Origin of the sequence: Rhizobium vallis (assembly GCF_003985155.1) — a bacterium.
In the GTDB taxonomy this organism is placed as follows: Bacteria; Pseudomonadota; Alphaproteobacteria; order Rhizobiales; family Rhizobiaceae; genus Rhizobium; species Rhizobium vallis.
On sequence record NZ_ML133687.1, the window covers coordinates 305,882 to 328,157 of the forward strand.

Below are 22,276 nucleotides of genomic sequence, written 5' to 3' on the forward strand. Positions count from 1 at the left end.
AACCATGCCGGATGAGCGGATGAATAAACTCCATGCGATCATCGTCATGGGGGTCAGCGGTTGCGGCAAATCCTCGGTTGGCGAAAAGCTCGCAGAAGCCTTGCACCTGGCCTTCGTCGAAGGTGATGCGCTTCACCCGACCGCCAATGTCGAGAAGATGTCGAAGGGCATTCCGCTGACCGATGAGGACCGGATCCCCTGGCTCGACCGTATCGGCGAAGTCATGAAGGCCTCGCTGGAAAAGAGCAAGGGCATCATCGTTTCCTGCTCCGCGCTGAAGCGCCTCTATCGCGACCGCCTGAGGGCGGCCGTTGGCGGCAATCTGTTCTTCGTCTATCTCGAAGGCTCCAAGGCGCTGCTGACGAAACGGATGGGCGAGCGCAAAGGGCATTTCATGCCCGTGTCGCTGCTCGAAAGCCAGTTGGCGACGCTCGAGGTGCCCACAGGCGAGCCGGGCGTCGTCACCGTCGATATCGACGACACGGTGGACGGCATTGCGGCGACGGCCCTCCAGGGTCTCATTGCTCTCGGCGTTACGGCTTGAAACGCTGCGGCGAATAGGCCGCAATATCGATGAACGGCGTCTCGCCAGTGATGAGTTCGGCAAGCGCGCGGCCGGTCACCGGCCCGAGCGTCAGCCCGTGATGGGCATGGCCGAAGGCAAACCACAGGCCCTGATGGCGCGGCGCCTTGCCGATAACAGGCATCATGTCTGGCGTGCAGGGGCGCGCGCCCATCCAGGGTTCGGGATCGAGCCGCCTGCCGAGTGGAAAGATGGTGCGGGCAACGGCTTCAGCCCGGTCGAGCTGGACCGGCGTCTTCGGCGCATCAAGTGTTGCAAACTCCGCCCCCGTTGTCAGGCGGATGCCGCGGTTCATCGGCGCAAGGAGATAGCCGCGTTCGGCATCGAGCATCCAGTTGTTGAGCACGGCATTGCCCTCGGCGGCATAATGCATGTGATAGCCGCGCTTGACCCCGAGCGGGAAGGAATAGCCGAGCCGGCGCGTTGCAACGGCCGCCCAGGGGCCGAGCGCCATCACCGCATCGTCGGCTTCGAGCGGACCTTCCCCAGTCATGATCTTCCAGCCGGAGCCGAACGGGCCGAGCGAGGCTGCATCCCCCGTGACGAAACGGCCGCCGAGACTTTCGAAATAGCGGCGGTAAGCCGATGTCAGTGCATGCGGGTCGAGCACCGACCACGGGTCGCGCCAGTGGATGCCGCCGGCGAAATCACTGGTAAGATCAGGTTCCATGCGGGCGATATCGGCCGCACTGAGGCTGTCATACTCCACCCCGAATTCATTCTGCCAGAGTGCTGCCTCCGCAAGAGACTGGTCGCGCTTGGCCTGCGTGCGGAAAAGCTTCATCCAGCCGTCCTTGCGGATCAGCGCTTGCGCCTGCGATGCCTCGATCAGGTCCTTGTGTTCGGCGACCGAATTTTCGATCAGCGGCGCATAGGCGCGGGTAATGATCGCATGGCGCCGCGCGTTGGAGTTCCACCAGTAGCGGGCGAGAAAAGCGATCTGGCTCGGCAGCGTGCGCAGATGATAATGCGCGTCGATGCGGTTATTCAGCGCATAACGCAGCAAAAGTCCGAACTGCTGGGGAAAGCCGTAAGGCGCGACACCTTCCCGCTGGATCAGGCCGGCATTGCCGAAGGAGGTTTCGTTGCCTGGATCCTTGCGGTCAATCAGCGTTACCTGCCGGCCGCGCCGCTGCAGATGGATGGCGGTGGAAACCCCGACGATGCCGGCGCCGAGCACGATTGCGTTCTTGGTCATTTCCCCTGTGTTCCGCTTTGTTTATCGGCGTGAAAATGCCTGTGCCGATAGTATGGTGCAAACGAAAAATCGCATTCATTTCAAAATCATTGCGCTTTCCAGTGCGGCATTTTCGGCCTTTACCCTGATGAGGAGAACACAGGCGTTGAGAAGCGAAAAGACGACCCCGTAAAGCGGCAGGCCGAAGGCGAGGGGAAGAGCGGCGATCTCGCCGATGACGATCACATAATTCGGATGCCGCAGCAGGCGATAGGGCCCTGATCTGACGAGCGGCGCGCCGGGCAGAATGATGATACGCGTCGTCCAGCGGCCTTTTAGCGTCGCCAGCACCCAGAGCCGCAACGCCTGCAACCCCATGAACAGGGCAAACCAGAAGAGCTCGACCGGCCTTCCCGCTGCAAGCAGCCACAGGCCGACGATCCAACCGGCATGCAGCGCCACCATGAGGGGATAGTGCTCCGGCGCGACCTCTCTGGCGCCCCTGGCAAGAAGGGCGGCGGTGTTGCGCCGGGCGAGCACGAGCTCACCCAGCCGCTGTGCCGTTACGAATGCCAGAAGCGCGATCGAGGGCCACATCATGGGACCCTCCGGAGTGTGACGCAGCTTGCCGAAAAGCCTGGCCCCATGGCGATCATCGCGGCGCGCTCCGGCAATCCGGCGCGGATTGCCCGCTCCAGCACGAACAAAATGGTCGGCGAGGACATGTTGCCGTATTCGGCAAGTACGGCGCGCTCGTGATCCAGTGTTCCCGGCACCAGCGACAGCGCGCTCTCCATCGCGGCCAGCACCTTCATGCCGCCGGGATGGCAGATGAAGCGGCCGATATCCTCCACTTTCAATCCGTTTCGCGCCAGAATGGCCGTAACGGCCGGGCCGAGCTCCCGTTCGGCAAAGGGCGGCAGCGATTGCGCCAGTACGATGCCGAAGCCGCCGTCATCGATCTTCCAGCCCATGATATCGAGCGTGTCGGGAAAGAGATGTTCGCCTGTCGACTCCACCTCCGCCAGCCCATCTTCGCCTGATCGCAGCACGCAGGCAGCGGCGCCGTCGCCGAAAAGCGCGGTCGCGATAATGTTCGGCCGCGTCAGCTCGTCCAGCCGGAAGGCCAGCGTGCAAAGCTCGATCGAGACGAACAGCACGACGGCGCCCGGCCGGCTTCGCGCGAGCCGCGCGGCGATCGCAAAACCCGACACGCCGGCGGCGCATCCGAGCCCGAAGACTGGCACGCGCTCGATATCGGCCCTGAAACCCATCCTGCGGGCAAGCTGCGCATCGAGGCTCGGCGTCGTGAAACCGGTGGAGGAGACCGTAACGACACAGTCGACATCGCCGGCCTCAAGCCCCGCCTGACGAAGGGCGGAGCTGGCGCTCTCGACGAAGAGCCCGCCCGCTACCTCTGCATAGGCCTGCATCCGGTCCCGCCAGCCATGTGGCTCGTCGAACCAGGCAAGCGGCCGCGCCGCATGGCGCTTTTCGATGCCGGCGCTATCGAAGACGCGGGCAAGATGGCGGAAATCCTCGAAACGGTCGGCAAACAGCCGGGCTGACGCTTCGACCGCTTGTTTCTGGAAAATGACATGTTCGGGTGCGGCGACGGCGAGGCTGACGAGTTTTACGGTATTGGTCACAGAATTCTCCTTGTCCCTCCGGCGGAACGAAGGAAAACACGCGGACGCCGAAATTATTCAGCTTAGATGCTTCACGAAAGGGTGATGAAAGAAATGTGAGCGGCAGCCGAATAAAGCCTGATGCAGCGGTGTTCTCTCCTCGCAACGTCACTTTCGAGGAGTTTCCCCATGACGATCATGACAGCCCGCATCGCTTCCATCGTTCTCGGCGGCTGCCTTGCCGCTTCTCTTTTCTCCGGCCCGGTCTTTGCGCTCGGCGATAATAGCAGCACAATGCCCACCTGCAAGAAGGGCGAGATCTACGACCAGAAGACCAAGAAATGCGTCAAGCAGCAGGGCGCTAACGTCTCCGACGAGAACCGCACCGACTATGCCTATTCGCTTGCCAAGGACGGCCGCTATGAAGAGGCGCTTGCCATGCTCGACACGGTCAAGGACCAGAACACGGCCGAAGTGCTGAACTATCGCGGCTATGCCACCCGCAAGCTCGGCCGCACCGACGAAGGCATTTCCTATTATCTGAAGTCGGTGAAGATGGATCCGCAATACGCCAAGGTCCGCGAATATCTCGGCGAAGCCTATGTCATCAAGGGTCAGCTCGATCTCGCCAAGGACCAGCTGAAGACAATCAAGGCGATCTGCGGCACCGGCTGTGAGGAATATCAGGATCTGAACGCCGCAATTCTCGACCCGTCGAAGATTTGACCGGTAGGCCGTGGGCAGGAAGATGGAAGCACGAAAGGGATATTCGAATGTCGGTCGCGCGCACCTATTTTCCTGCCTATAGTCACGCAAGAATGGAATCGCCTATTCATCAGGCGATTCCGAAGGATGCAAGACGGGCGGAGGCGGCCATCCCCAGCGAAGCGGATATCAGGAGCGGCCTGACGGAAAATCTGGCGCGGCTCTGGCGTTATGGTCTCGTTCTCTCGCATCAGCGCGATGTCGCCGACGACCTGGTGCAGGCCACTTGCCTTCGCGCGCTGGAGCGCGCCGATCAATTCATGCCCGGCACGCGGCTCGATCGCTGGCTGTTTTCGATCCTGCATTCGATCTGGCTGAACGAAATCCGTTCCCGCCGGGTGCGGCAGGGCCAAGGGTTCGTCGATGCCGGGGAGGCGCTGACCTTCGACGGTGCCCACAACACCGAAACACATGTGATGGCGGGGCAGGTGCTGAAGCAGGTGAATGCACTGCCCGAGGCGCAGAGGACAGCAGTTTTCCTCGCCTATGTGGAAGGACTTTCCTATCGCGAGGTTGCAGGCATATTGGATATCCCGATCGGAACCGTGATGAGCCGGCTCGCGGCTGCCCGCGCCAAGCTCTCCGGCACCGGACCGGAAGGGGAACGGCAATGAACACGAAATACACCATTCCCTCTGACGAAGAGCTGACCGCCTTCATCGACGGCGAACTGACGGCCGAAGAGGCCGCGCGCATTCAAACCCTGGTAAACGAAGATCAAAGCGTTGCCGAACGGCTGGAATTTCTGGCCCGCGCCAATCTGCCGTTCGAGCAGGCCTTCGCCCCGCTTCTCTCCGAGGCACCGCGCGCGAAATTGGAGGCGATGCTCGGCGCCATCCCGGCGCAGAACAGCGCAAGCTCCGCTTCCGCATCACCAACCGCCACACGCCGCCGCTTCCTCGGCGCTCTCGCCGCTTCGCTCGTTGCCGGCATCGCCATCGACCGCGCCGTCATCGGGATCGGCAGAGGCCTTTCGGCAAAGGACGAAAACAGCGAATGGCGCGCCGTGGTGGCCGAATATATCTCGCTCTACTCCGCAGAAACGCTCGCCGGCCCCGTCCCTGCGAGAGAGGTGCAGGCCAGCCAACTCGCGAGCCTCGACGAAAAGCTCGGCCTCACGCTCTCCCCCGAAGCCGTCTCCCTTCCCGGCATCGATTTCAAACGCGCTCTGCTCCTGCAATATGACGGCAAACCGCTGGCCCAGATCGCCTACCTCGACCCCGAAACCGGCCCGATGGCGCTGTGTATCGTGCTGTCCGACGCGGGCCGCAAGGCGCCGGACCTCGAAAGCCGCAAGGGCATGAATGTGGTTTACTGGTCGAGCGAGACGCATGCTTTCATGCTGATCGGGCATGCTGCGGCGGATAGGATGACGGCGATTGCGGATGGTGTGCGGGAGAGGGTGTGAGGGATTTGCGTAAATACCAGTTCCTGTTTTAGTACCGCAGAAAACGACGAAGCAGCTCTTTTAAAGCAAAAGGCAGATATTGCTGTGCCCAGCGCCTGCGAGTTACGTGCCGCGATGAGCGCAAACCGCCGGAAAATCCTGGAGTAATTTTTCGCACTCTCTCTAATGTTTGCATGAGCGCGCTTTCATAAGCGAGATAGACCTCGTTAGGTTCTGGGCAAATGGATGTGTAAAAGGTCGAGAGTCGATCGAAACCACCATTATCAAGCAGTTGAAACTGATGGAAATGGTAAAAGATCAGCGGTGACGCATCAACAATAATGGCGCCGGTCGCATCCACGCTGAACGCGTGCTTCTCGTAATTCCACGGCGCAACGCCTGCACCTGGATGCTCTATAATATGACAGTTCTTATATCGGTCCGGCCACTCATCGAGATATTTCTGATCCCCCATTTTTCCGTCTTCGAGACGATAGTAGCACCATTCGATGCATTGATCGCGCCACCTGGAAAGACAGGCCATTCCTTCTTCGCTGCGTCGGAACGTAACCCACTCTACGCAGAATCTACCGTTCACCTCACGATTGCGGAGCCGCGGCGCAAAGCGGTGTTCAATAATCGCAATGGAGCTGTCTCGGATCTCGTCAAAAATCGGCTGGGTCGGAGAATAAAAGAGAAGATCGGAATCGAGATAGGTAAGTAAATCTATTTCCGGATGGTTTTGGAATATATGCCAGGGAAGGGCGGGCGAAAGCGTCCAGCAATATTCCGCCACACCACGTGTCTTCTTTGCTTGCAGAAGTTCTTCGGTTTCAACCTCGGCAAGAGAAATGCATGTAACTCCCGCGATATCCAGGCGGTTCACTATTTCCTTGGTTTGCCGATCCATGCACAGCACGAAGACGTGAGAGCCAGGACTCTGACGCATGAGGCTGTCGATCATGGTAATCCCCTTGATGAGGTAACCACTATCGAAGAGCGTGCAGAAGTACTTTGTCATGGTCAGGTCGTCTTTTTGGGGGGGGGCGATCGGCGAGCCGGCGTTCGAAACACCGTCAAATAGCTCGCTCGGGAGTACCAGGCAATGTGAATTGTCCGTAGGCCAATGGCCCAGGCGTTTTAACCATAGGCGCGCATGGCGTATTCGCCGCCGAGAAAAGCACGATATGCGTCGGCGATTCCCTCATGGAGACTGATGCTCGGCTTCCAGTTGAAGGATCGCAGTTTTGCCGCACTCATGAGCTTTCGCGGCGTCCCGTCTGGCTTCGAGAGATCGTGAACAAACTCCCCGGGAAAGCCAACGACATCACAAATAAGCTTTGTCAGTTCCAGGATGGTGACGTCGTCGCCTGATCCGACATTGATATGGCTGTCATCTGAATAGACCTTCATGAGATGCACGCACGCATCGGCGCAATCGTCGACGTGCAGGAATTCACGTCGGGGATTTCCTGTACCCCAGACGGTAATCGTAGGCTCGGCCGACATTTTGGCCTCATGTGCCTTTCGGATCAGCGCTGGCACGACATGGCTGGAGTTAAGATCGAAATTGTCGCCTGGCCCGTAGAGATTAGTGGGCATAGCCGATATGAAATCCGCACCGTGCTGGCGGCGATAGGCCTGACACAGTTTGATGCCCGCGATCTTTGCAATGGCATACCATTCATTGGTCGGTTCCAACATGCCGGTCAGCAACGCTTCCTCTACGATCGGCTGGTTGGCGAATTTGGGATAGATGCAACTTGAACCCAAAAACAGCAGCTTTTCTACTCCGGCTTTATATGCGCCATGGATGATGTTCGCTTCCATCATCAAATTGTCGTATAGAAAATCGGCAGGAAACTGGTCGTTGGCAAGGATGCCGCCAACCTTGGCAGCCGCAAGAAAGACCGCCTGCGGGCGGAGCGACGTCATCCAGGCTTCGACCTGCGCTTGGCTGCGAAGATCGACATCCTTGCGATCCGTTGTCAATATTTCGCAACCTTCGCTCCGCAGCCGGCGGACAATGGCCGAACCCACCATGCCCTTATGACCGGCAATCCAGACTCGTTTACCCGCGAGGCTGTAGAGGATTTCAGACATTGACCAAGCCCTTGTTGCCACCGTCGTCGAAATGCGTACGAGCCATGACCTTCAAGTCTTCGCGTACCATTTCCTCGACCAGCTGCTTGAGACCGATTTCATGTTTCCAGCCTAGCTTTTCTTGCGCCTTGCGGGGATCTCCAATCAGCAGCTCTACCTCCGTAGGGCGGAAATAGCGAGGATCGACTTCAACGATGGGGCGGCCGGTTGTGGTGTTGTATCCCTTTTCATTGACCCCTTCGCCCTTCCACTCGAGGGTAATCCCGACTTCAGCAAAAGATTTTTCAACGAAACTGCGTACCGTGTGGGTCTCGCCGGTTGCCAGAACATAATCGTCCGGCTGATCTTGCTGCAGCATAAGCCACATGCCGCGTACATATTCGCGAGCGTGTCCCCAGTCGCGCCTGGCATCCAGGTTGCCGAGATAAAGTTTGTCTTGAAGGCCCAGATATATTGCTGCTGCCGCGCGCGTAATCTTGCGCGTCACAAAGGTCTCACCGCGAATTGGACTTTCGTGGTTGAAGAGGATGCCGTTGGATGCATGAATTCCATAGGCTTCGCGATAGTTAACTACGATCCAATATGCATATAATTTGGCGACTGCGTATGGGCTGCGTGGATAGAAAGGCGTCGTTTCGCTTTGGGGTACTTCCTGCACCTTTCCATAAAGCTCAGATGTGGATGCTTGGTAAAAGCGCGTCTTCTTCGTTAGTCCCAGGAGACGAATCGCCTCGAGGGCACGCAGCGTGCCGATGCCGTCGGCGTTTGCAGTATATTCTGGGGTCTCAAAACTGACCTGCACATGGCTCTGCGCTGCAAGGTTGTAGATCTCGTCCGGTTGGGTTTCCTGAATAATACGGATGAGGTTAGTCGAATCCGTCAGGTCGCCGTAGTGTAGAATAAAGCGCGGGTCCTCTACATGCGGATCTTCGTAAAGATGCTCTATTCGAGACGTGTTGAATGACGAGGATCGGCGCTTGACGCCATGAACGATATAGTTTTTCTCTAGCAGAAGCTCAGAAAGATACGCCCCGTCCTGTCCGGTCACGCCCGTTATCAACGCCACCTTCTGATCGCCATGCCTCGTCTGTTTCATAAGTCTCGTTTCCCGATACAATAGATTTGCGGTTCAAGCGCGGACCGGTGCGTCATTAGCTTGTTGTGGCGACATAGCGTAAAATGCAATCATTGGCACCCCCGGAATGCTACGATAACGCATCCGGTATCAGCTCAGTCTCGATTTTCTTGCTTCTTTCGTAGAAATTGCTGCAGCCGGTTTAGAAGCTTAGGCACCCAGAATCCGAGCGGGGAGACTTTGAGGCCATGCACTGCCAACGCCTGGAGAACTTCGGTATTTTGCCGCAGAATGTTGCTGAAGTTCTTGTTCGTCGCTCCCCCCAGACGCATCTTTACCAATACCTTGGGAATATAGAGGGAGGTGATGCGAGCTTTTTCGAGAAATCGCATCATCAATTCGATATCAGCTCCTAGAGAATAGCGTAAATCGAAGCCGCCATATTGCGCGTAGACCGCGCGGCGGACATAAAAGGTCGGATGCGGCGGCGACCACCCTCGGCGGAAGGTCCCGATCTTAAACATGGAGGACTTCCAATAGCGAACCTGCCGAGTGGGATCTTGCTGCGAAACGTAGATCAGGTCGCCATAGCAGCAATCGAGTTCTTCACTCTCAAGTGCTTTGGCGATCGTTTCGAGCGTTCGATTGCCCGCGAACATATCGTCCGCATTGAGGAAACCGATGATGTCTCCCGACGCCCGCGCGATTCCCTTGTTCATTGCGTCATAGATGCCCTTATCGGGGCCCGAGAAAACGGTGCGGCCACCGGCTGCAGCGACGATCGCCAGGGTTGCATCCGTTGAACCACCATCGATGATCAGGTGTTCGAAGTCACGGAACGTCTGCGCGTCGATGGAGGCCAATGTGCTTGCTATGGTCTTTTCCGAATTCCAGCAGACAGTAATCAATGTGATGCGGGGGCGCGAAGCGCCAACGGGGCCGGCTATCATCATGAAAGTGTCGCAGCCATTATCGAAATAGCCAAGCGGTGGTCATACATGCGACGACTCCGATTTGCGGCAGAGGATACTGACGACTTCAGAAGGGCCGCGCGGTGTTTGCTCGGTCGACAGGGTCGCCGTTTGAATAATTTCGAGCCCATGGTCGGCTGCCAGTCGATAGAACAATGTATCGGAAAGGTGAATTTCGATCGTCTCAATGCCGTAAGCCACCTTTGTGAAGACTTCGGTCGGCCTGCCAATCACCAAGGGTGTGCGGTGAAATAGCACGAGGTCGCGCGCAACACGCGCCGTCTCGGCTATTGCCGTTGCATAGTCCGGAATGTGTAGCAGGCAGCAACCTGAGACAACGGTGTCGAAAGACGCATCAGGATAAGTCAGTTGCGTTGCATCTTCGACCCGGAAATCAAGTCTGGGATAAAGATTTCGTGCCATTTCTATGAAATAGGACGAATAGTCACATCCGCTGTAAGCGAAAGGAAGCCCGCGAAGTCTTAGGACGTCAGAATAGTATCCACTGGAACAGCCGATCTCGAGAAGGCTTCGCGACTGCCCCGCTGACGCGTGTGGTCTGAGCAAATCGACAAAGACATCGAAGGCTTGTACGGATTTGCCGGAGGCGAAATCCCACAACTGCTTGTCGACCAGTTGTCGCTGGCGAGCGGGAATGTTCTCGTCCGTCCAGGATTTCGCAAGCCGCTCGGCTTCCACCGAAACCTTGTTCCCAGCGACGAGGGAGTATTGCGACGATACGCTAAACCGCGGGTCGACAAAACTCATCAGCAGTTTGGCAGCATCCCGCAACCGAGGGTGTCGCATCAGCAGATGACGTGCCATGTTTTTCATGCATGCCTTCCCCGGCCGTCAATGTGACGACCGAGAATACCGATGAGCTCGTGCATGCGGTGCTCATAGGTATGTTCGCTGAATGTCCGCCGCTGGCCAGCCGCCGCAATTTGGTTGATCTCGTCATGCTCTAGCAGCAGTCGATTTATTTGTTTCACAGCATCGCGCGCATCCGAATAGGACACCACTTCCTGCCCTTCGACAAAAAGATCGCCGAGATTACTCTTGCTATCGGTCAGAAGGAGCGCGCCGACGCCTGTTGCTTCGTAGAGTCGCATATTGTTGGCATATTTTTCTGCGACCGCGATATGTCGGTTGATCGTAATACGGCTCCGCGCGAGCGCGCGATACATATCAAGGCCCCAGACTTCGCCCCGGTGAGCGGCAAGAATAGGCGAGCCTTGTGGCAGGTTATTTGCTCCATAACCGAAGAATGCGATATTCGTGTTGCGGGCGAGATGTTCGAGGATGGGGATTGCGTTCTTGTGATGAGCGCTGATGCCGCCAACGAACGAAATATCAATATCCTTCTCGACGGCGCCCAGTTCATCGAGAACCCGGCGCTCGAAAGCGATGCGAAAATATTCCGATCTGATGCCTAGCGCCTGTATGCGCTCTACAAAATGTGGAAAGGAGGTGAGAATAAGGTCATAGCCGGAAAGAAAATCCGATGGTGGCAGGGGGGAGGCGATCTGACCGACGATCAAGCGTATGTCGCTTTTCAACTCTTTCAGGACACGGCCTGGGAAAAAGCTGAGATCTTGGCAATAAAGGACATCGGGCTTCAATTTGCGGATCTGAGCGACGGCAACGTCGAGCAGACCTGGCATAGAGGAGAGCAATGGACCGATCAGCGGCACTCGAAAGAAGCGATGCGGTATTTTCAGTGAAAACTCGCGAATGTGAAAGTCGTTCTCGCGAGCCCATGCCATTTGTAACGGCACACAATTACCGATCAGATCATGCGCCTCCCAGCCGAGATTATTGAGATGGCGGGAATAAAAATCCGATGTGCCGAAGAATTGCGAGAGCAAGTTGCGCCGCTGGTCCTCAAAGCTTCTATCGGCGAGCTTAGGGTTGGCGGCGTAATGTCGCGTGAGAAATTGCCGATAGTAGGTATCGAAAATGACAATCCGCATCCAAATGTTGCTTCCTTTGCTGCCGCCCACTTAGCCGATCGGCAGATCGTACGAGCTATTGAAGCCTGGCACTTAGTCTTGTTTATGCAGAACGACGAGAAGGCTGTCGCCGAGACCTAGGCGATCGACCAGCCTGTTGAGACGCGTCATCGTTCTGCCGGCTGTGCCGGAAACACGCGATGCGAAGCGGTTTTTCCACCGCATCGCGAATGAACTTGTTGAGGGAACCGAAGGGCCGCGTCCCGTCCATGCCGAAGATGCCTGTCCTTCAGCGGTAACGTCACCGAATGCCCGCAACTGCAGGATCGTCCAGACATTTGGCGTGATCGTCCTCATGCTTGCCACCCGATAGCCGGTCTTGGCAGCAATGAGGCCGAAAGACTTCTTATTATAGTGGTGCAAATGGTAGGGGATATGCCAGTTTATCCATTTCCCACGGGAAACCTTGCGGTTCAGCGATCCCGTATTGGGAAATGCAAGAATGACCTTGCCACCCGGGGCAAGCCTCTCGCGCACGATGCGCAGAAGTGCCAGTGGTTCAGGCACATGTTCTATGACCTGGTTGAGTACGATCAAATCAAAGGTGCGACCGGGAAAGGGATTGTCATGGATGCTGCCGATGTGCACATCGAGACCAAAATGCTCGGCGATCGCTCGAACATTCGGATCGGCCTCGATGCCAAACGCCGTACCGCCAAGATTGCGAACCTCAAGCAGTGAAACACATGAGCCGCAACCGATGTCGAGCACATTTTGACCGGGAAGGACGGCGTAATGCCCTTGGTTGTCGGTGCCTTCGCGATACCGTTTCTCCGACGCCCCAGGCGCCAAGACCAGTGCCGCTTCTCGCTCGATCGCACCGAGATCGACATTGCCGCGTGGGTAGTAACGACTATAGAGACCGGGAAGATCATCTTCCGACAGGGGCGGAGAAGTGACCATTTGACCGCAATTTTCGCACTTCAAAACAGAGAATATTCCGGGGCTGCCATAACGATCATCCCAGATACGGTCGATGAGAGGCTCATTCTTACCGCCACACGCGATACATGCCCCGATGTTACCTGCTGCCATGAAGATCCGTCTCGCTCTCAATATACTCATCGTCTGAGGCCCTGCCATATAGCTTTAGCAAGCAGCCGTAAAGGTGCAGTCAGACGTTGCATCGGTGTCCCAACCAAGCAGAAAAATGTCAGAGTATGGCGCAGGTTTCTCGATGAGCGGATGCTAAAAAAACGCTGCCATAAGTTCATTCCCTCCGTTGAATTGCCGTAGACTGGAGGGGAAACGACAAAACCTTCGCGCGACACGACCAGACGCACTCCTGCGCGTCGAAAGCGCATCGACAATTCGTAATCCGCAAAATAATGCGGCAAAAGTTTTGGCACCAAAGTTCCATATTGACCGAAAACACTGACCGGAAAGAGTGTGCCTCGGCCAGAAAGCGCATCTGGAAAATAGAATGCAGCCGGATCTGCCCGCTCAATCGCCGAGAGTTCGTCGACGATATCTGTGACCCGCATACGAGCAACATCGATACGCGCCCCGATGCTGACAAGCGGTGGCTGGGCGCTCTCATCATGAATCATGCTGCCAACTGCGGCATCGCCATTCTCGCGACTCGATCGAACTAGAGCGTCGACATATCCGGGGGAAAAAGACGTGTCATTATTTAGAAATAGAATGTAGTCGCTCTTTGAGCAAAGTGGCAGCGTGTATTGCAAGCCGCGCTCCATTGCTCCACCCCAAAAAAGGGTTCCGTCACCTTTCAATTCAACCAGATCAGGTTGCTCGGCGAGGTATTCGGCCGTGCCGTCAGTTGATCCGTCGTTGATCACGACAATAACGAGCTTTGCCTCGGTTTCTTGAGCCCGCAGGCACTCTACCATCGCCTTGGTATGATGCAGCCTGTTGAAAACGGGAACGAGAGCAAAGACGCTAAAACTCACGTGGATCCATCCGAAAGGGGTGTATCTTTCATGAGGACGTCTGCGTCATAGATATAATCATCCGCTTCGTATGGACGGTCACAGAGCACTATCACCGTAGAATGCTCTTGAGGAAATGTCAGTGTTGCAAAAATGCCTGGAACGATGTTGGCATATTCACCTGCGGACAGCTTGATTTCCTCGTTCCGCGTGCCGTCGAAAGCGTCGATCTCTACCTCCCCTCGTCCGCACACAATGAACTGGGTGCAGGCTTTGTGTGCATGCGCCCCACGTTTCCCACCTGCTGGTACGTCGTGGATCCAGAACATTCGCACCGGCGCAAAAGGAATTTCTTTTGGGAAATCAAGGACACCGAGCGCTCCGCGCGCATCCTTAAACAAGCTCACCTTGCCGCGTGTCACCCTATCAAGAGCTGTGCTTGGTGTCATCTCAATGCCCGCCGCGGAAGAAATCTTGGACAGCTCCAATGACCTTGTCGATCTCAGCATCTGTCATAGTGACGAAGAGCGGCAGGCTTAGAATTTTTGCTTGAAGGTCAAGCGTCACTGCAAGGGAGCCAGCCGTGCGTGTACCTTCGGAAAGACCTGGCTGAACGTGCGCGGGGAATGGATAATGAAGTCCCGTCATAATCCCGGATTTGGAGAGATGTTCGCGCAAGGGATCACGAAAATCCGTCTTGACTACAAACAGATGGTAGGCGTGGTAGGCTCCGGGACGTTCTACGGGTAGTTCAATCGGCAAATCGACAAGCCGGTCTTTATATATTTCAGCGACCCGCCGTCGGCTGTTGATGTCCGCGTCCAACAACGGGAGCTTGACGTTGAGGAAGGCGGCCTGCATTTCATCAAGGCGGGAGCAGCGTCCGAGAGGCAGATCGGAGTATTGGGGTTCGCTCCAGCCATAGGTTCTCAGCTTGCGGACGATTTTCAGCCGTTCGGCGCTCCCGCTGACTGCGCCGCCATCACCAACGGCGCCCAGATTCTTCGTGGGATAAAAGGAGAAGCAGCCGAGATCGCCGATCGAGCCTACCGGCCGATCACGGAGTCGCGCACCCTGCGCTTGCGCGCAATCTTCGATGAGGATCAGACCGTGATGCGTTGCAATCGGCTTTAGCCGATCCATATCTGCCGGGTGGCCGTAAAGGTGAACGGCGAGAATGGCTTTGGTCTTCGACGATATGGCCTCTTCAACGCACTGGGGATCCAGGCAGGCCGTATCCGCTTCGACATCAACGAATACCGGTGTGGCAAGGATCGCGCGGATAGCGGCGACGCTGGGACCGGCCGTGTGCGACGGGACAATGACTTCGTCGCCGAGGCCGATACCGGCCGCGAGCAACGCCAGGATCAATGCATCCGTCCCGCTCCCGACGCCGACGACTGGCGATTCAAGCTGGAGCGTCCGTCCCATCGCTTCTTCGAAAGAGCGCACTTCGGTTCCGTTGATGTAGAATCCGCTTGCAATGACGCGCCGTGCGGCGTCGACCAACTGATCTTCAAATCGGGCAAGGTCACGTTTCGGATCGGCAAGGCCGACTGTGCTTTCCATCAGTCCGCTCACGAGAAGAAATCCCCTTTCAAATCTTCAATTCTTATCGGCAAAACTTGTTCATCATCCTGGTAGCGCTAAGTCCGACCTCAGTGCGTTTTCTCAAATAGATAGCCTCTGTAAGTGCACTGCTCCGGCGCATTCGGCACAAAAGGGCGTTCGTCATTCAGAAATTCACGATCAAGCCGATAACCTTTCGCTTTCATAAAGTCGACAAATTTGAAGCGATTGAGAAACCAGCCGGTATACTCCGTGTTGTAGCCGTAACGGTGCGGGCGCTGTAGCACGACAAAATCGTGCGCATGATCGATGAACGGCATACGACAGACCATGATCCATCGGCTGCCGCTTTCTGCCATCTTCGACAGAAGACCATAGATATCTCGACTGTATTGCAGGGAACTGCTGGCAAAGATCAGATCGTAGGATTGTGACAGCGCCTCATCATCATCGCAAAGAAAGCTAACCTGCGGCAAAAGTGGCCTGCCTGCCTCCGCCAAGGTCTCAAGTTCGCGGATCACGTAGTCAAAATGTGCTCTGGGAAAGAGTTCACCCGCAAGTGACGCATAGTGGCCGATACCACCGCCCCAGTCGAGAAGTCGCGTTGGATCCCCATTTTGTTTTTCGGCAATGACCCTGCCGACGGCATAGCCAAACGTCATCGTGATGTTGTGGGCGCTGACGTTGACCACCGCGCCGGGGTTTGCTTCGTGAGACTTGCCGAAGGGCTCAGGACACCGGATCGACTGCGAGAACTCTCGCCACTTTTCGATCTGGGTTGCAACGATCGAAGGATGAAGCCAGCCATTGCTCGCAGTCCATCGATCGGCTGGCACGGCTTCCCATTCGGACTTTTCCCCTGAGACGGCATTTCCCAAAGCTTCTTTAAGAGAATTGGCTTGTCTCGCACGATGCTTCACAGAACGCAGGAGATCGGCGAGAATTGGCGGTAGCAATCGAACGAGCACTTGTCTTGCGTTGGCCATCTCACCTCTCATGTTTTCGCGGCAGGCCGTTAGGAGCTTGGTCTTTGACTGACTGCGACCTAGATCGCCAGAATAAGATTACCGCCTAACCAGGAACGGATTGCGTCCCTGAGCGGATGGCTCGTATCCGCTGCAGTCATGAATCCGGCTTTTCTGGCCTGGTAACTGATCTTCCGGAGCCGGCTTGCATAGTCGGCGAAAAGAAGGCGCTTCGCCGCATTTGAAAAATCATATCCCCATGCTGGAATGGCCGCGATGTGTGCGAGCCCTGCTATGGAGACGGTCCGAAACGCATGATAGTGGAAAAACACGACGGGAGCGTCATCAATCACCGGCTGCGTCGCATCCCCGCTAACCGTATAGGTTACGAGGTTCCATGGTGCCACTCCTCCGCCAAGATTTTTGAGGATGCGCAGCCCAGGATAAAGCGACGGCCACTCGTTCAGATATCCTTGATCACCACAATAGCCGTTTTCCGGATCAAGGACACATTTGTCGAGAACCTGCTGGCGCCAGCGGTTCACGCAAGTTCGCGCCTCATCGCCGACGCGGAACGCGACGAATCCGACATTGAAGCGGCCGGAAGAAGGTTCGTAGTGCAAACGGTCGGCCGAATAGCGATGCTCGTGAATGAGAATGGCGCCTTCATCGGCGAGCTCATCCAGAAGGATCTGAGGGGATCGGAAGAAGAATAAATCGGCATCGACATATACAACGACGTCGCCGTCTGCACTTCGGTTGACCACGTGCGCTGAAAATGCTGGAGCGCACGTCCAGCAAAATTCCCGGTGCGGGCGGGTATTGCGGGCTTCCATTAGTCCGACGTCGCCCATCCGGTCGACAGTCAGGACTTTCCATTCTGCGCGGCCCATGGTTTGGATCAATGCCGGCACTCGATCATCCATCGCGAGAATGGTAACCGTCATGTCGCCCGTGAACTTGGCGTGGAGACTTTCAAGCATAGCCAACCCACGTGTCGCGTAGCGCATGTCGAACAGTGTGCAAAAATGAACGGTCATTACTCGGACGCTCGGTCTCTCTCAAACGAAATTGGGAAGTTCCAGCACATATTTTCCATACTCGCTGTTCTTGTAGCGTTCGGCATGAGAGAGCAAGTCGGTTTCGGAAATCCAGCCTTTTCGAAATGCAATTTCCTCAAGGCAGGCGATCCGCAATCCCTGGCGACGTTGCAGTGTCGCGACAAAATTGGTTGCGTCGAGCATCGAGGTGAAAGTGCCCGTATCGAGCCAGGCGAACCCGCGGCCAAGCTGTTCGACGTAAAGATCGCCCATTTCGAGATAGCGCTTGTTGATGTCGGTTATCTCTAGCTCTCCACGCGCCGACGGCTTCTGTTCATGCGCGAACTGCACGACGCGCTCATCATAAAAGTAGAGTCCGACTACGGCAGAATTCGACTTTGGCTTTTCCGGCTTTTCCTCGATTGCCAAAGCCCGACCGTCCGCACCGAAGGAAACGACTCCGAAATCCTTTGGGTTCTGAACTGGATAGCTGAAGACCGTCGCTCCCCGTGCCCGGCTTCCAGCTGTCATGAGATGATCCGAAAAACCTTCACCGTAGAACACGTTGTCGCCGAGGACCAATGCGCTTGATAAGCCATCCAGAAATTTCTCTCCGATGATGAAGGCTTCCGCTAGTCCGTTTGGATTTTCTTGAACCGCATAATGCAGGCTAATTCCGAAGCGCGAGCCATCTCCGAGCAGGTGCTGAAACAGCGGAAGATCACGCGGGGTCGAAATGATCAGAATCTCTCGAATGTCGCTCAATAATAGCGCCGAAAGCGAGTAATAGATCATAGGTTTATCGTAGATCGGCAGCAATTGTTTGCTTACGGCCGTCGTCAAGGGCGCCAGTCGGGTCCCACTGCCGCCGGCCAAAACAATGCCACGCCTCATATCTTGGCTCCCCCGATACGCTGGATGGAATATCCCCGATTGCGGATATAATCCATCCAGCTGCCATTTTCGAGATACCAGCGGACTGTCTTGGCGAGGCCCTCTTCAAAGGTGGTCTCAGGCTTCCACCCAAATAGATGCTCGACATTCTCGCTGCTCATGGCATAGCGCGCATCGTGGCCCGGCCGATCCGCAACATGAGTCACGGATTCGGCGTAGGACACCTGCTTCGGAACGAGACCGTCGAGAATTGCGCAGATCGATTTGACGGTGTCGATATTTCGACGTTCCTGTCCGCCCGCGAAATTGTATATGCCCTCAGCCTTGCCTTGAGCGACAACGTGCTCGAGGCCTCGTGCAACGTCGCCGACATACATCCAGTCGCGAACCTGGTCGCCAGCTCCATAAACGGGAAGCTGCTTACCAGCCAACGCCGAAGCAATCATATGAGGTATCAGTTTCTCTGGAAACTGACGTGGACCGTAAGTGTTGGAGGCATGCACGATTGCTGTTGGTAAACCGTAAGTTACGCGATAGCTTCGCGTAAGATGGTCGCCGGCGGCTTTGGATGCTGCGTATGGCGAATTGGGAGCATAATTGCTTTCCTCCGTGAACATACCTTCGCTGATCGAGCCATAGACCTCATCTGTAGACATTTGAACGAAGAGAAATTCAGCCTTTTCGACAGCGGTCAGCTTGCGCCAATAACCAAGGCAAGTATCGAGAAGGCTGTGAACAGCGATGACGTTTGTCGTGAGGAAAGGTGTTGCGTTGTCGATCGAACGGTCCACATGGCTTTCCGCGGCCAAATTGAAAACCATATGCGGACGAAACTTGGAAAGAGTATCGGCAATCAGAGCGCTGTCGCCAATGTCGGCGTGCAAAAACGCATAGTTGTCCTCGTCCGCAAAACTCTGCGTATTGATAGGGTCGCCAGCATAGGTCAACGCGTCGATATTGACGACGCGGTAACCCTTCTCAAGAAGAACCTCGATGAAATGGGAACCGATAAATCCACAGCCACCAGTAACAATTACAGTCTTCATTCTGCTCTGCTTTCCGATATCCAAGTCGGCGCTACCTAATGGCATTTACCGCACGTGCCAAGTTCTTATTGCCTCTCCGAGCACCATTTTCAACCGTTCGATCGAGCGCTCGCGAACATAGGCTTGAAAATTTTCAGTGGGCCATTCGCGTTCTGCCGCCGTTATCAGAGCGGTCAGAATGAGGTCTGGGTTGCCTTCGGGCACGGCGATGCCGGTGTCGTATTCACGGATCAGCCGCCCCATCATGTAACGGTCGCTGACGAGAAGGGGAATATTGAACTCGGCCGCCTTCGTCAGGATATTGCTGGAACTCGGAAAATTTCGGTACACGGCATAGGCTATATCCGCTGAGGCAACAACTGAGTTGTAGTCGCGTTCATCATCGATGAAGCCATTGTACACCAGAACGTTCTCTGGAGGATTTGAGAAGAAGTCTCTGATCCGGTCGGCATCATCGCCGAAGGTCTCGTCATAGACCTTTCCGACGAAAGCGAAGAAGAAGCGTCGGGGGTCCGCTTTGGGGACTACCTCTAAGAGGTCGAGAATGCCCTTATGCGGAGTGAGCGTTCCGATCTGCAGGATGACTGTCCTGTCGCCTGCATTCGTGCGAATGCTCTGTGCAATCGCAGACGGTTTTTCGGCGGGCTCGAGATCGGCAACATCAGGAACGACGGCTATAGACAGGGTATCGCAAGCTGAGCGATAGTCCTCTGCCGCTTCCGGGACAAGAAATAGTGCGCCGCGCACGCGCGGTGTCAGGAGGTATTGCTCAGGCCCCTTGATCTTCAAGCACTCGCCGCTTCTTGGATGGAACAGGATGCCACCCCAAAACGGTACGTTGTCGCCATCCAGTGCGTCAAGGCTCTCCCGATCCTCCGCCATCATGTCCAGGTAGAGAAAAAAGATCAGCCCTTCGGGAAGGTTACTCCATTCACGGGCAAGATCGATCCTCGGCGGGAAGGGCGCAAAGGAGATACGGGGATTGCTTCGGCTCAATCCTAGAAATGTTCCCATTGTGGGGAATAATCGCATAACAATGCGGGATAAATATAGGTGAAGCCTGTCCTGAACGCCTGAAAGGCCTTCCTCCGCCAGAACCAATCGAGCGCGGGCAAGTGTGGTGAGATTGGCACGTGGACTGTTATTGCGCGAGCGCAGTTCATCATCGAGTGCATCGAATGAAAAGAAACGAAAATTCTTGACCATGGCGGGAACGTTGCGCGCCAGATAAGCGGTTGTTCCGCCATCGGATGGCGCTACCAGGACGACCTGGTGGCCGAGCTCGGTGAGGGCGCGTGCATAGAGACGAGCATAGGCATCCAAATGCCCGTGACCAGAGATAGGATTGACAAGATAGATGGTGGAGACTGTCACTAAGCCGACACTCCACTCTTTATGATATCTGTATCATTCACGGATTTCAGGCAGATACAGTGGTCCAAGGAATAGGTGCCATTCGAGTGATGCTCAGCTATGTTCCGTTCCATTAGATTTAGTGCCGTCGAAACCTCGACTCCGACCGAAGCCAGCCGCTCGATAAAATCGCGTCGATATTGATGAACATGATCGTGGTGATGCCAATTACCGGAACAGTAATTCCTTTGCGCATCCGCTCGGCTGTCCCTTTCATGGATAATGACGGCAATCCGCCACGAAGGCGATCCGTTTGAGGCGTTCATGATCCCAGATTCACCGAGACAATTTTTTCAAACTGCAGTTTGAATGGGCCGCTGTCGGAAGCCTCAAGCATGCGCTTCAATTCCGGATAGGCAAAGAGTGCATCGAAGTCTTCATCCCACTGATTGAGCTCGTTGCGGCGATCGATGACAGCGATGTGTGCGCACGCACGCAGTTTTGCAAATCCGCCAAGTCCAAGCTGGATAGCCTGTAAAAATGCGATCTTCGCTGCCCCCATTTCATCCACGGCGAAAGCATTCATGGCACGAAGATAGGAAGTGATAGCGGGGAGCGTTTGTTCTGCCTGTAAACTAAGAGCCTTTGCTCGATCTGAATAGGAAGATGAAAAGAATCCTCTAAGGTCGTTCAGAGCTAGTTGCGTGTCCTGGCTGATTCCGCCCGCGACGAAGCTTGCGCAAATATCCTTCAGATTCTCTCCGAGGCCAAATTGAATAAGGCAACCAAGAACGTCCAGTGTCTTTCCATCAAATTCGGTGTGGCCGGGGGCGGCTGACAGAACCATTTCATAGGGGATGGTATTCAGCAGGCCCGTAGGAAAGGCCCGAAACATGTTCAACTCATTGATCTGGAAGCCAGATAGCGGGTAGTCCGATGGCTTCGATACCCCTGCTTTTCCGTGGGAATTGAAGGACAAAAATATGCCGCCAGGCGCCAATATGCCTGCTATCCAGGAAAAATAACCTTCTACGGTCGCAAGATCCATCTCCTGCAAACTGAAACTATTGATGACGACATCATATTTCTGGCCGAGAACGGGCAGGCAGCCCGGCAGGCCAAACGCAAGGGAGCCAGGCGCAATGCTGTCGATCTTCGGCTCGACCATTTTAAGCGGAACAAGGCGAATTCCCTGTGTTGCCGCCACATAGTTGGTTGAAAGAAAGAGATTTTCTGGAAGGTCGATGATCGCATAGCTGGCGATATCGAGGAGTTGATACAAGAGATAAGAGACACAACCCCAGCCGGCGCCGATTTCCAGCACGTTGAGAGCCCGCGCTGGAGCAGGGTGGTGGTGCTGAATGAGGTCACTTATGCGTAGGGCAGTTGTCGCATTCGTCCAGAAAGCAGCGCTACGCAAAGCGCCGAAATTCTCGAAGACGAAGGGAGCGCCGAGAGGGGACTCATCCAATCCTGTAATCCGGTTAGGATCGATCGTCTGGCGAAATATTTCGCTGGTTCGACGGGCATGCTCCTCTTCACGGGCAAGCGCGCCTTGCCGTTCATCGGCCATGCCATATCCAAAATCTGCTCGCCGAAATGCAAGGAAATCAACCATCGACGGAAAATTGGACCGCTCGCTGAAGATGCCTTCCCAAAATTCGGACGTTCGCCCCCAAACGGTTGCGGCCGACTTCCCTGCGTCGGTGTCGATCAGATCTTGGACCAGGGAAAAATTGCTGTTCAGCTTCTGGATTGAAGTCATGCGCGGTGCCTGTTTCATAGAATTCTGCCTCCTCAAAAGAGTAGGCTCACGAGT

General features: G+C 55.7%; 23 protein-coding genes. 4 read left to right on the forward strand and 19 right to left on the reverse strand.

Annotated elements, in window-relative coordinates; all coding sequences use genetic code 11:
• Positions 1–4 precede the first annotated feature (4 nt).
• Positions 5–544, forward strand: a complete 540-nt coding sequence (locus EFQ99_RS06705) for a gluconokinase (protein WP_126920030.1) — start codon at positions 5–7, stop codon at positions 542–544.
• On the opposite strand, the gene EFQ99_RS06710 is transcribed toward EFQ99_RS06705, so the two are convergent.
• The 3 genes from EFQ99_RS06710 to EFQ99_RS06720 all read right to left on the reverse strand — a co-directional run bounded on the left by EFQ99_RS06710 (position 534) and on the right by EFQ99_RS06720 (position 3,409).
• Positions 534–1,781: an NAD(P)/FAD-dependent oxidoreductase gene (locus EFQ99_RS06710; protein WP_126920032.1), complete on the reverse strand. Its 1,248-nt coding sequence runs from the start codon at positions 1,779–1,781 to the stop codon at positions 534–536. The two genes, EFQ99_RS06705 and EFQ99_RS06710, sit on opposite strands and share 11 nt — an antisense overlap.
• Positions 1,782–1,856: 75 nt before the next feature.
• Entirely contained in the window at positions 1,857–2,360 is a 504-nt protein-coding gene (locus tag EFQ99_RS06715) for an isoprenylcysteine carboxyl methyltransferase family protein (RefSeq protein WP_126920034.1), read from the reverse strand.
• Positions 2,357–3,409: a type III polyketide synthase gene (locus EFQ99_RS06720; RefSeq protein ID WP_126920036.1), complete on the reverse strand. Its 1,053-nt coding sequence runs from the start codon at positions 3,407–3,409 to the stop codon at positions 2,357–2,359. Before EFQ99_RS06720 ends, EFQ99_RS06715 begins: the two co-directional genes overlap by 4 nt.
• 168 nt (positions 3,410–3,577) lie before the next feature.
• Here EFQ99_RS06720 and EFQ99_RS06725 point away from each other — a divergent pair, with 168 nt between their 5' ends.
• Genes EFQ99_RS06725 through EFQ99_RS06735 form a run of 3 tightly spaced genes read left to right on the forward strand, consistent with a single transcriptional unit; the run spans position 3,578 to position 5,561 of the window.
• Positions 3,578–4,114, forward strand: coding sequence for a tetratricopeptide repeat protein (locus tag EFQ99_RS06725; protein WP_126920038.1), 537 nt, complete (start codon positions 3,578–3,580; stop codon positions 4,112–4,114).
• 47 nt (positions 4,115–4,161) lie between these two features.
• A complete protein-coding gene (locus tag EFQ99_RS06730; protein WP_126920040.1) occupies positions 4,162–4,767 on the forward strand; it encodes an RNA polymerase sigma factor in 606 nt (201 codons plus the stop codon).
• Positions 4,764–5,561, forward strand: coding sequence for an anti-sigma factor family protein (locus EFQ99_RS06735; protein ID WP_126920042.1), 798 nt, complete (start codon positions 4,764–4,766; stop codon positions 5,559–5,561). The genes EFQ99_RS06730 and EFQ99_RS06735 overlap by 4 nt, the downstream gene beginning before the upstream one ends.
• A gap of 28 nt (positions 5,562–5,589) precedes the next feature.
• On the opposite strand, the gene EFQ99_RS06740 is transcribed toward EFQ99_RS06735, so the two are convergent.
• From EFQ99_RS06740 to EFQ99_RS06815, 16 genes are all read right to left on the reverse strand, one after another.
• Positions 5,590–6,504: a hypothetical protein gene (locus EFQ99_RS06740; protein WP_245441455.1), complete on the reverse strand. Its 915-nt coding sequence runs from the start codon at positions 6,502–6,504 to the stop codon at positions 5,590–5,592.
• 176 nt (positions 6,505–6,680) lie between these two features.
• Positions 6,681–7,643 carry a GDP-L-fucose synthase gene (fcl, locus tag EFQ99_RS06745; protein ID WP_126920046.1) on the reverse strand — a complete coding sequence of 321 codons (963 nt, stop codon included), beginning with the start codon at positions 7,641–7,643 and terminating at the stop codon, positions 6,681–6,683.
• Positions 7,636–8,739, reverse strand: coding sequence for a GDP-mannose 4,6-dehydratase (gene gmd, locus EFQ99_RS06750; RefSeq protein WP_126920048.1), 1,104 nt, complete (start codon positions 8,737–8,739; stop codon positions 7,636–7,638). The genes fcl and gmd overlap by 8 nt, the downstream gene beginning before the upstream one ends.
• Before the next feature lie 134 nt (positions 8,740–8,873).
• Positions 8,874–9,668 (reverse strand): glycosyltransferase family 2 protein, encoded by a 795-nt coding sequence (locus EFQ99_RS06755; RefSeq protein WP_126920853.1) that lies wholly within the window; start codon positions 9,666–9,668, stop codon positions 8,874–8,876.
• Positions 9,669–9,710: 42 nt separating this feature from the next.
• Positions 9,711–10,523 (reverse strand): class I SAM-dependent methyltransferase, encoded by an 813-nt coding sequence (locus tag EFQ99_RS06760; protein WP_126920050.1) that lies wholly within the window; start codon positions 10,521–10,523, stop codon positions 9,711–9,713.
• Positions 10,520–11,662, reverse strand: a complete 1,143-nt coding sequence (locus EFQ99_RS06765; RefSeq protein ID WP_126920052.1) for a CgeB family protein — start codon at positions 11,660–11,662, stop codon at positions 10,520–10,522. The genes EFQ99_RS06760 and EFQ99_RS06765 overlap by 4 nt, the downstream gene beginning before the upstream one ends.
• A 72-nt stretch (positions 11,663–11,734) precedes the next feature.
• Positions 11,735–12,736, reverse strand: coding sequence for a class I SAM-dependent methyltransferase (locus EFQ99_RS06770; RefSeq protein WP_126920054.1), 1,002 nt, complete (start codon positions 12,734–12,736; stop codon positions 11,735–11,737).
• 26 nt (positions 12,737–12,762) lie between these two features.
• Positions 12,763–13,611, reverse strand: a complete 849-nt coding sequence (locus EFQ99_RS06775; RefSeq protein WP_245441456.1) for a glycosyltransferase family 2 protein — start codon at positions 13,609–13,611, stop codon at positions 12,763–12,765.
• Positions 13,608–14,078 carry a sugar 3,4-ketoisomerase gene (locus tag EFQ99_RS06780; protein WP_245441457.1) on the reverse strand — a complete coding sequence of 157 codons (471 nt, stop codon included), beginning with the start codon at positions 14,076–14,078 and terminating at the stop codon, positions 13,608–13,610. Before EFQ99_RS06780 ends, EFQ99_RS06775 begins: the two co-directional genes overlap by 4 nt.
• The gene (locus tag EFQ99_RS06785) at positions 14,041–15,159 is read right to left on the reverse strand and encodes a DegT/DnrJ/EryC1/StrS family aminotransferase (protein WP_126920058.1); all 1,119 of its coding nucleotides are present in this window, start codon (positions 15,157–15,159) and stop codon (positions 14,041–14,043) included. Before EFQ99_RS06785 ends, EFQ99_RS06780 begins: the two co-directional genes overlap by 38 nt.
• Before the next feature lie 89 nt (positions 15,160–15,248).
• Complete coding sequence (locus EFQ99_RS06790) at positions 15,249–16,145, reverse strand: methyltransferase, TIGR04325 family (RefSeq protein WP_164736341.1); 897 nt, start codon at positions 16,143–16,145, stop codon at positions 15,249–15,251.
• A 59-nt stretch (positions 16,146–16,204) separates the two neighbouring features.
• Positions 16,205–17,164, reverse strand: a complete 960-nt coding sequence (locus tag EFQ99_RS06795) for a hypothetical protein (RefSeq protein ID WP_126920062.1) — start codon at positions 17,162–17,164, stop codon at positions 16,205–16,207.
• Between the two features lie 21 nt (positions 17,165–17,185).
• Positions 17,186–18,058 carry a glucose-1-phosphate thymidylyltransferase RfbA gene (rfbA, locus tag EFQ99_RS06800; protein ID WP_126920064.1) on the reverse strand — a complete coding sequence of 291 codons (873 nt, stop codon included), beginning with the start codon at positions 18,056–18,058 and terminating at the stop codon, positions 17,186–17,188.
• On the reverse strand, positions 18,055–19,104 hold the full coding sequence (rfbB, locus tag EFQ99_RS06805; protein WP_126920066.1) for a dTDP-glucose 4,6-dehydratase: 1,050 nt from the start codon (positions 19,102–19,104) through the stop codon (positions 18,055–18,057). The genes rfbA and rfbB overlap by 4 nt, the downstream gene beginning before the upstream one ends.
• A gap of 45 nt (positions 19,105–19,149) precedes the next feature.
• The gene (locus EFQ99_RS06810) at positions 19,150–20,478 is read right to left on the reverse strand and encodes a glycosyltransferase (protein ID WP_126920068.1); all 1,329 of its coding nucleotides are present in this window, start codon (positions 20,476–20,478) and stop codon (positions 19,150–19,152) included.
• Between the two features lie 301 nt (positions 20,479–20,779).
• Positions 20,780–22,240, reverse strand: a complete 1,461-nt coding sequence (locus tag EFQ99_RS06815; RefSeq protein ID WP_126920070.1) for a putative sugar O-methyltransferase — start codon at positions 22,238–22,240, stop codon at positions 20,780–20,782.
• Positions 22,241–22,276 lie beyond the last annotated feature (36 nt).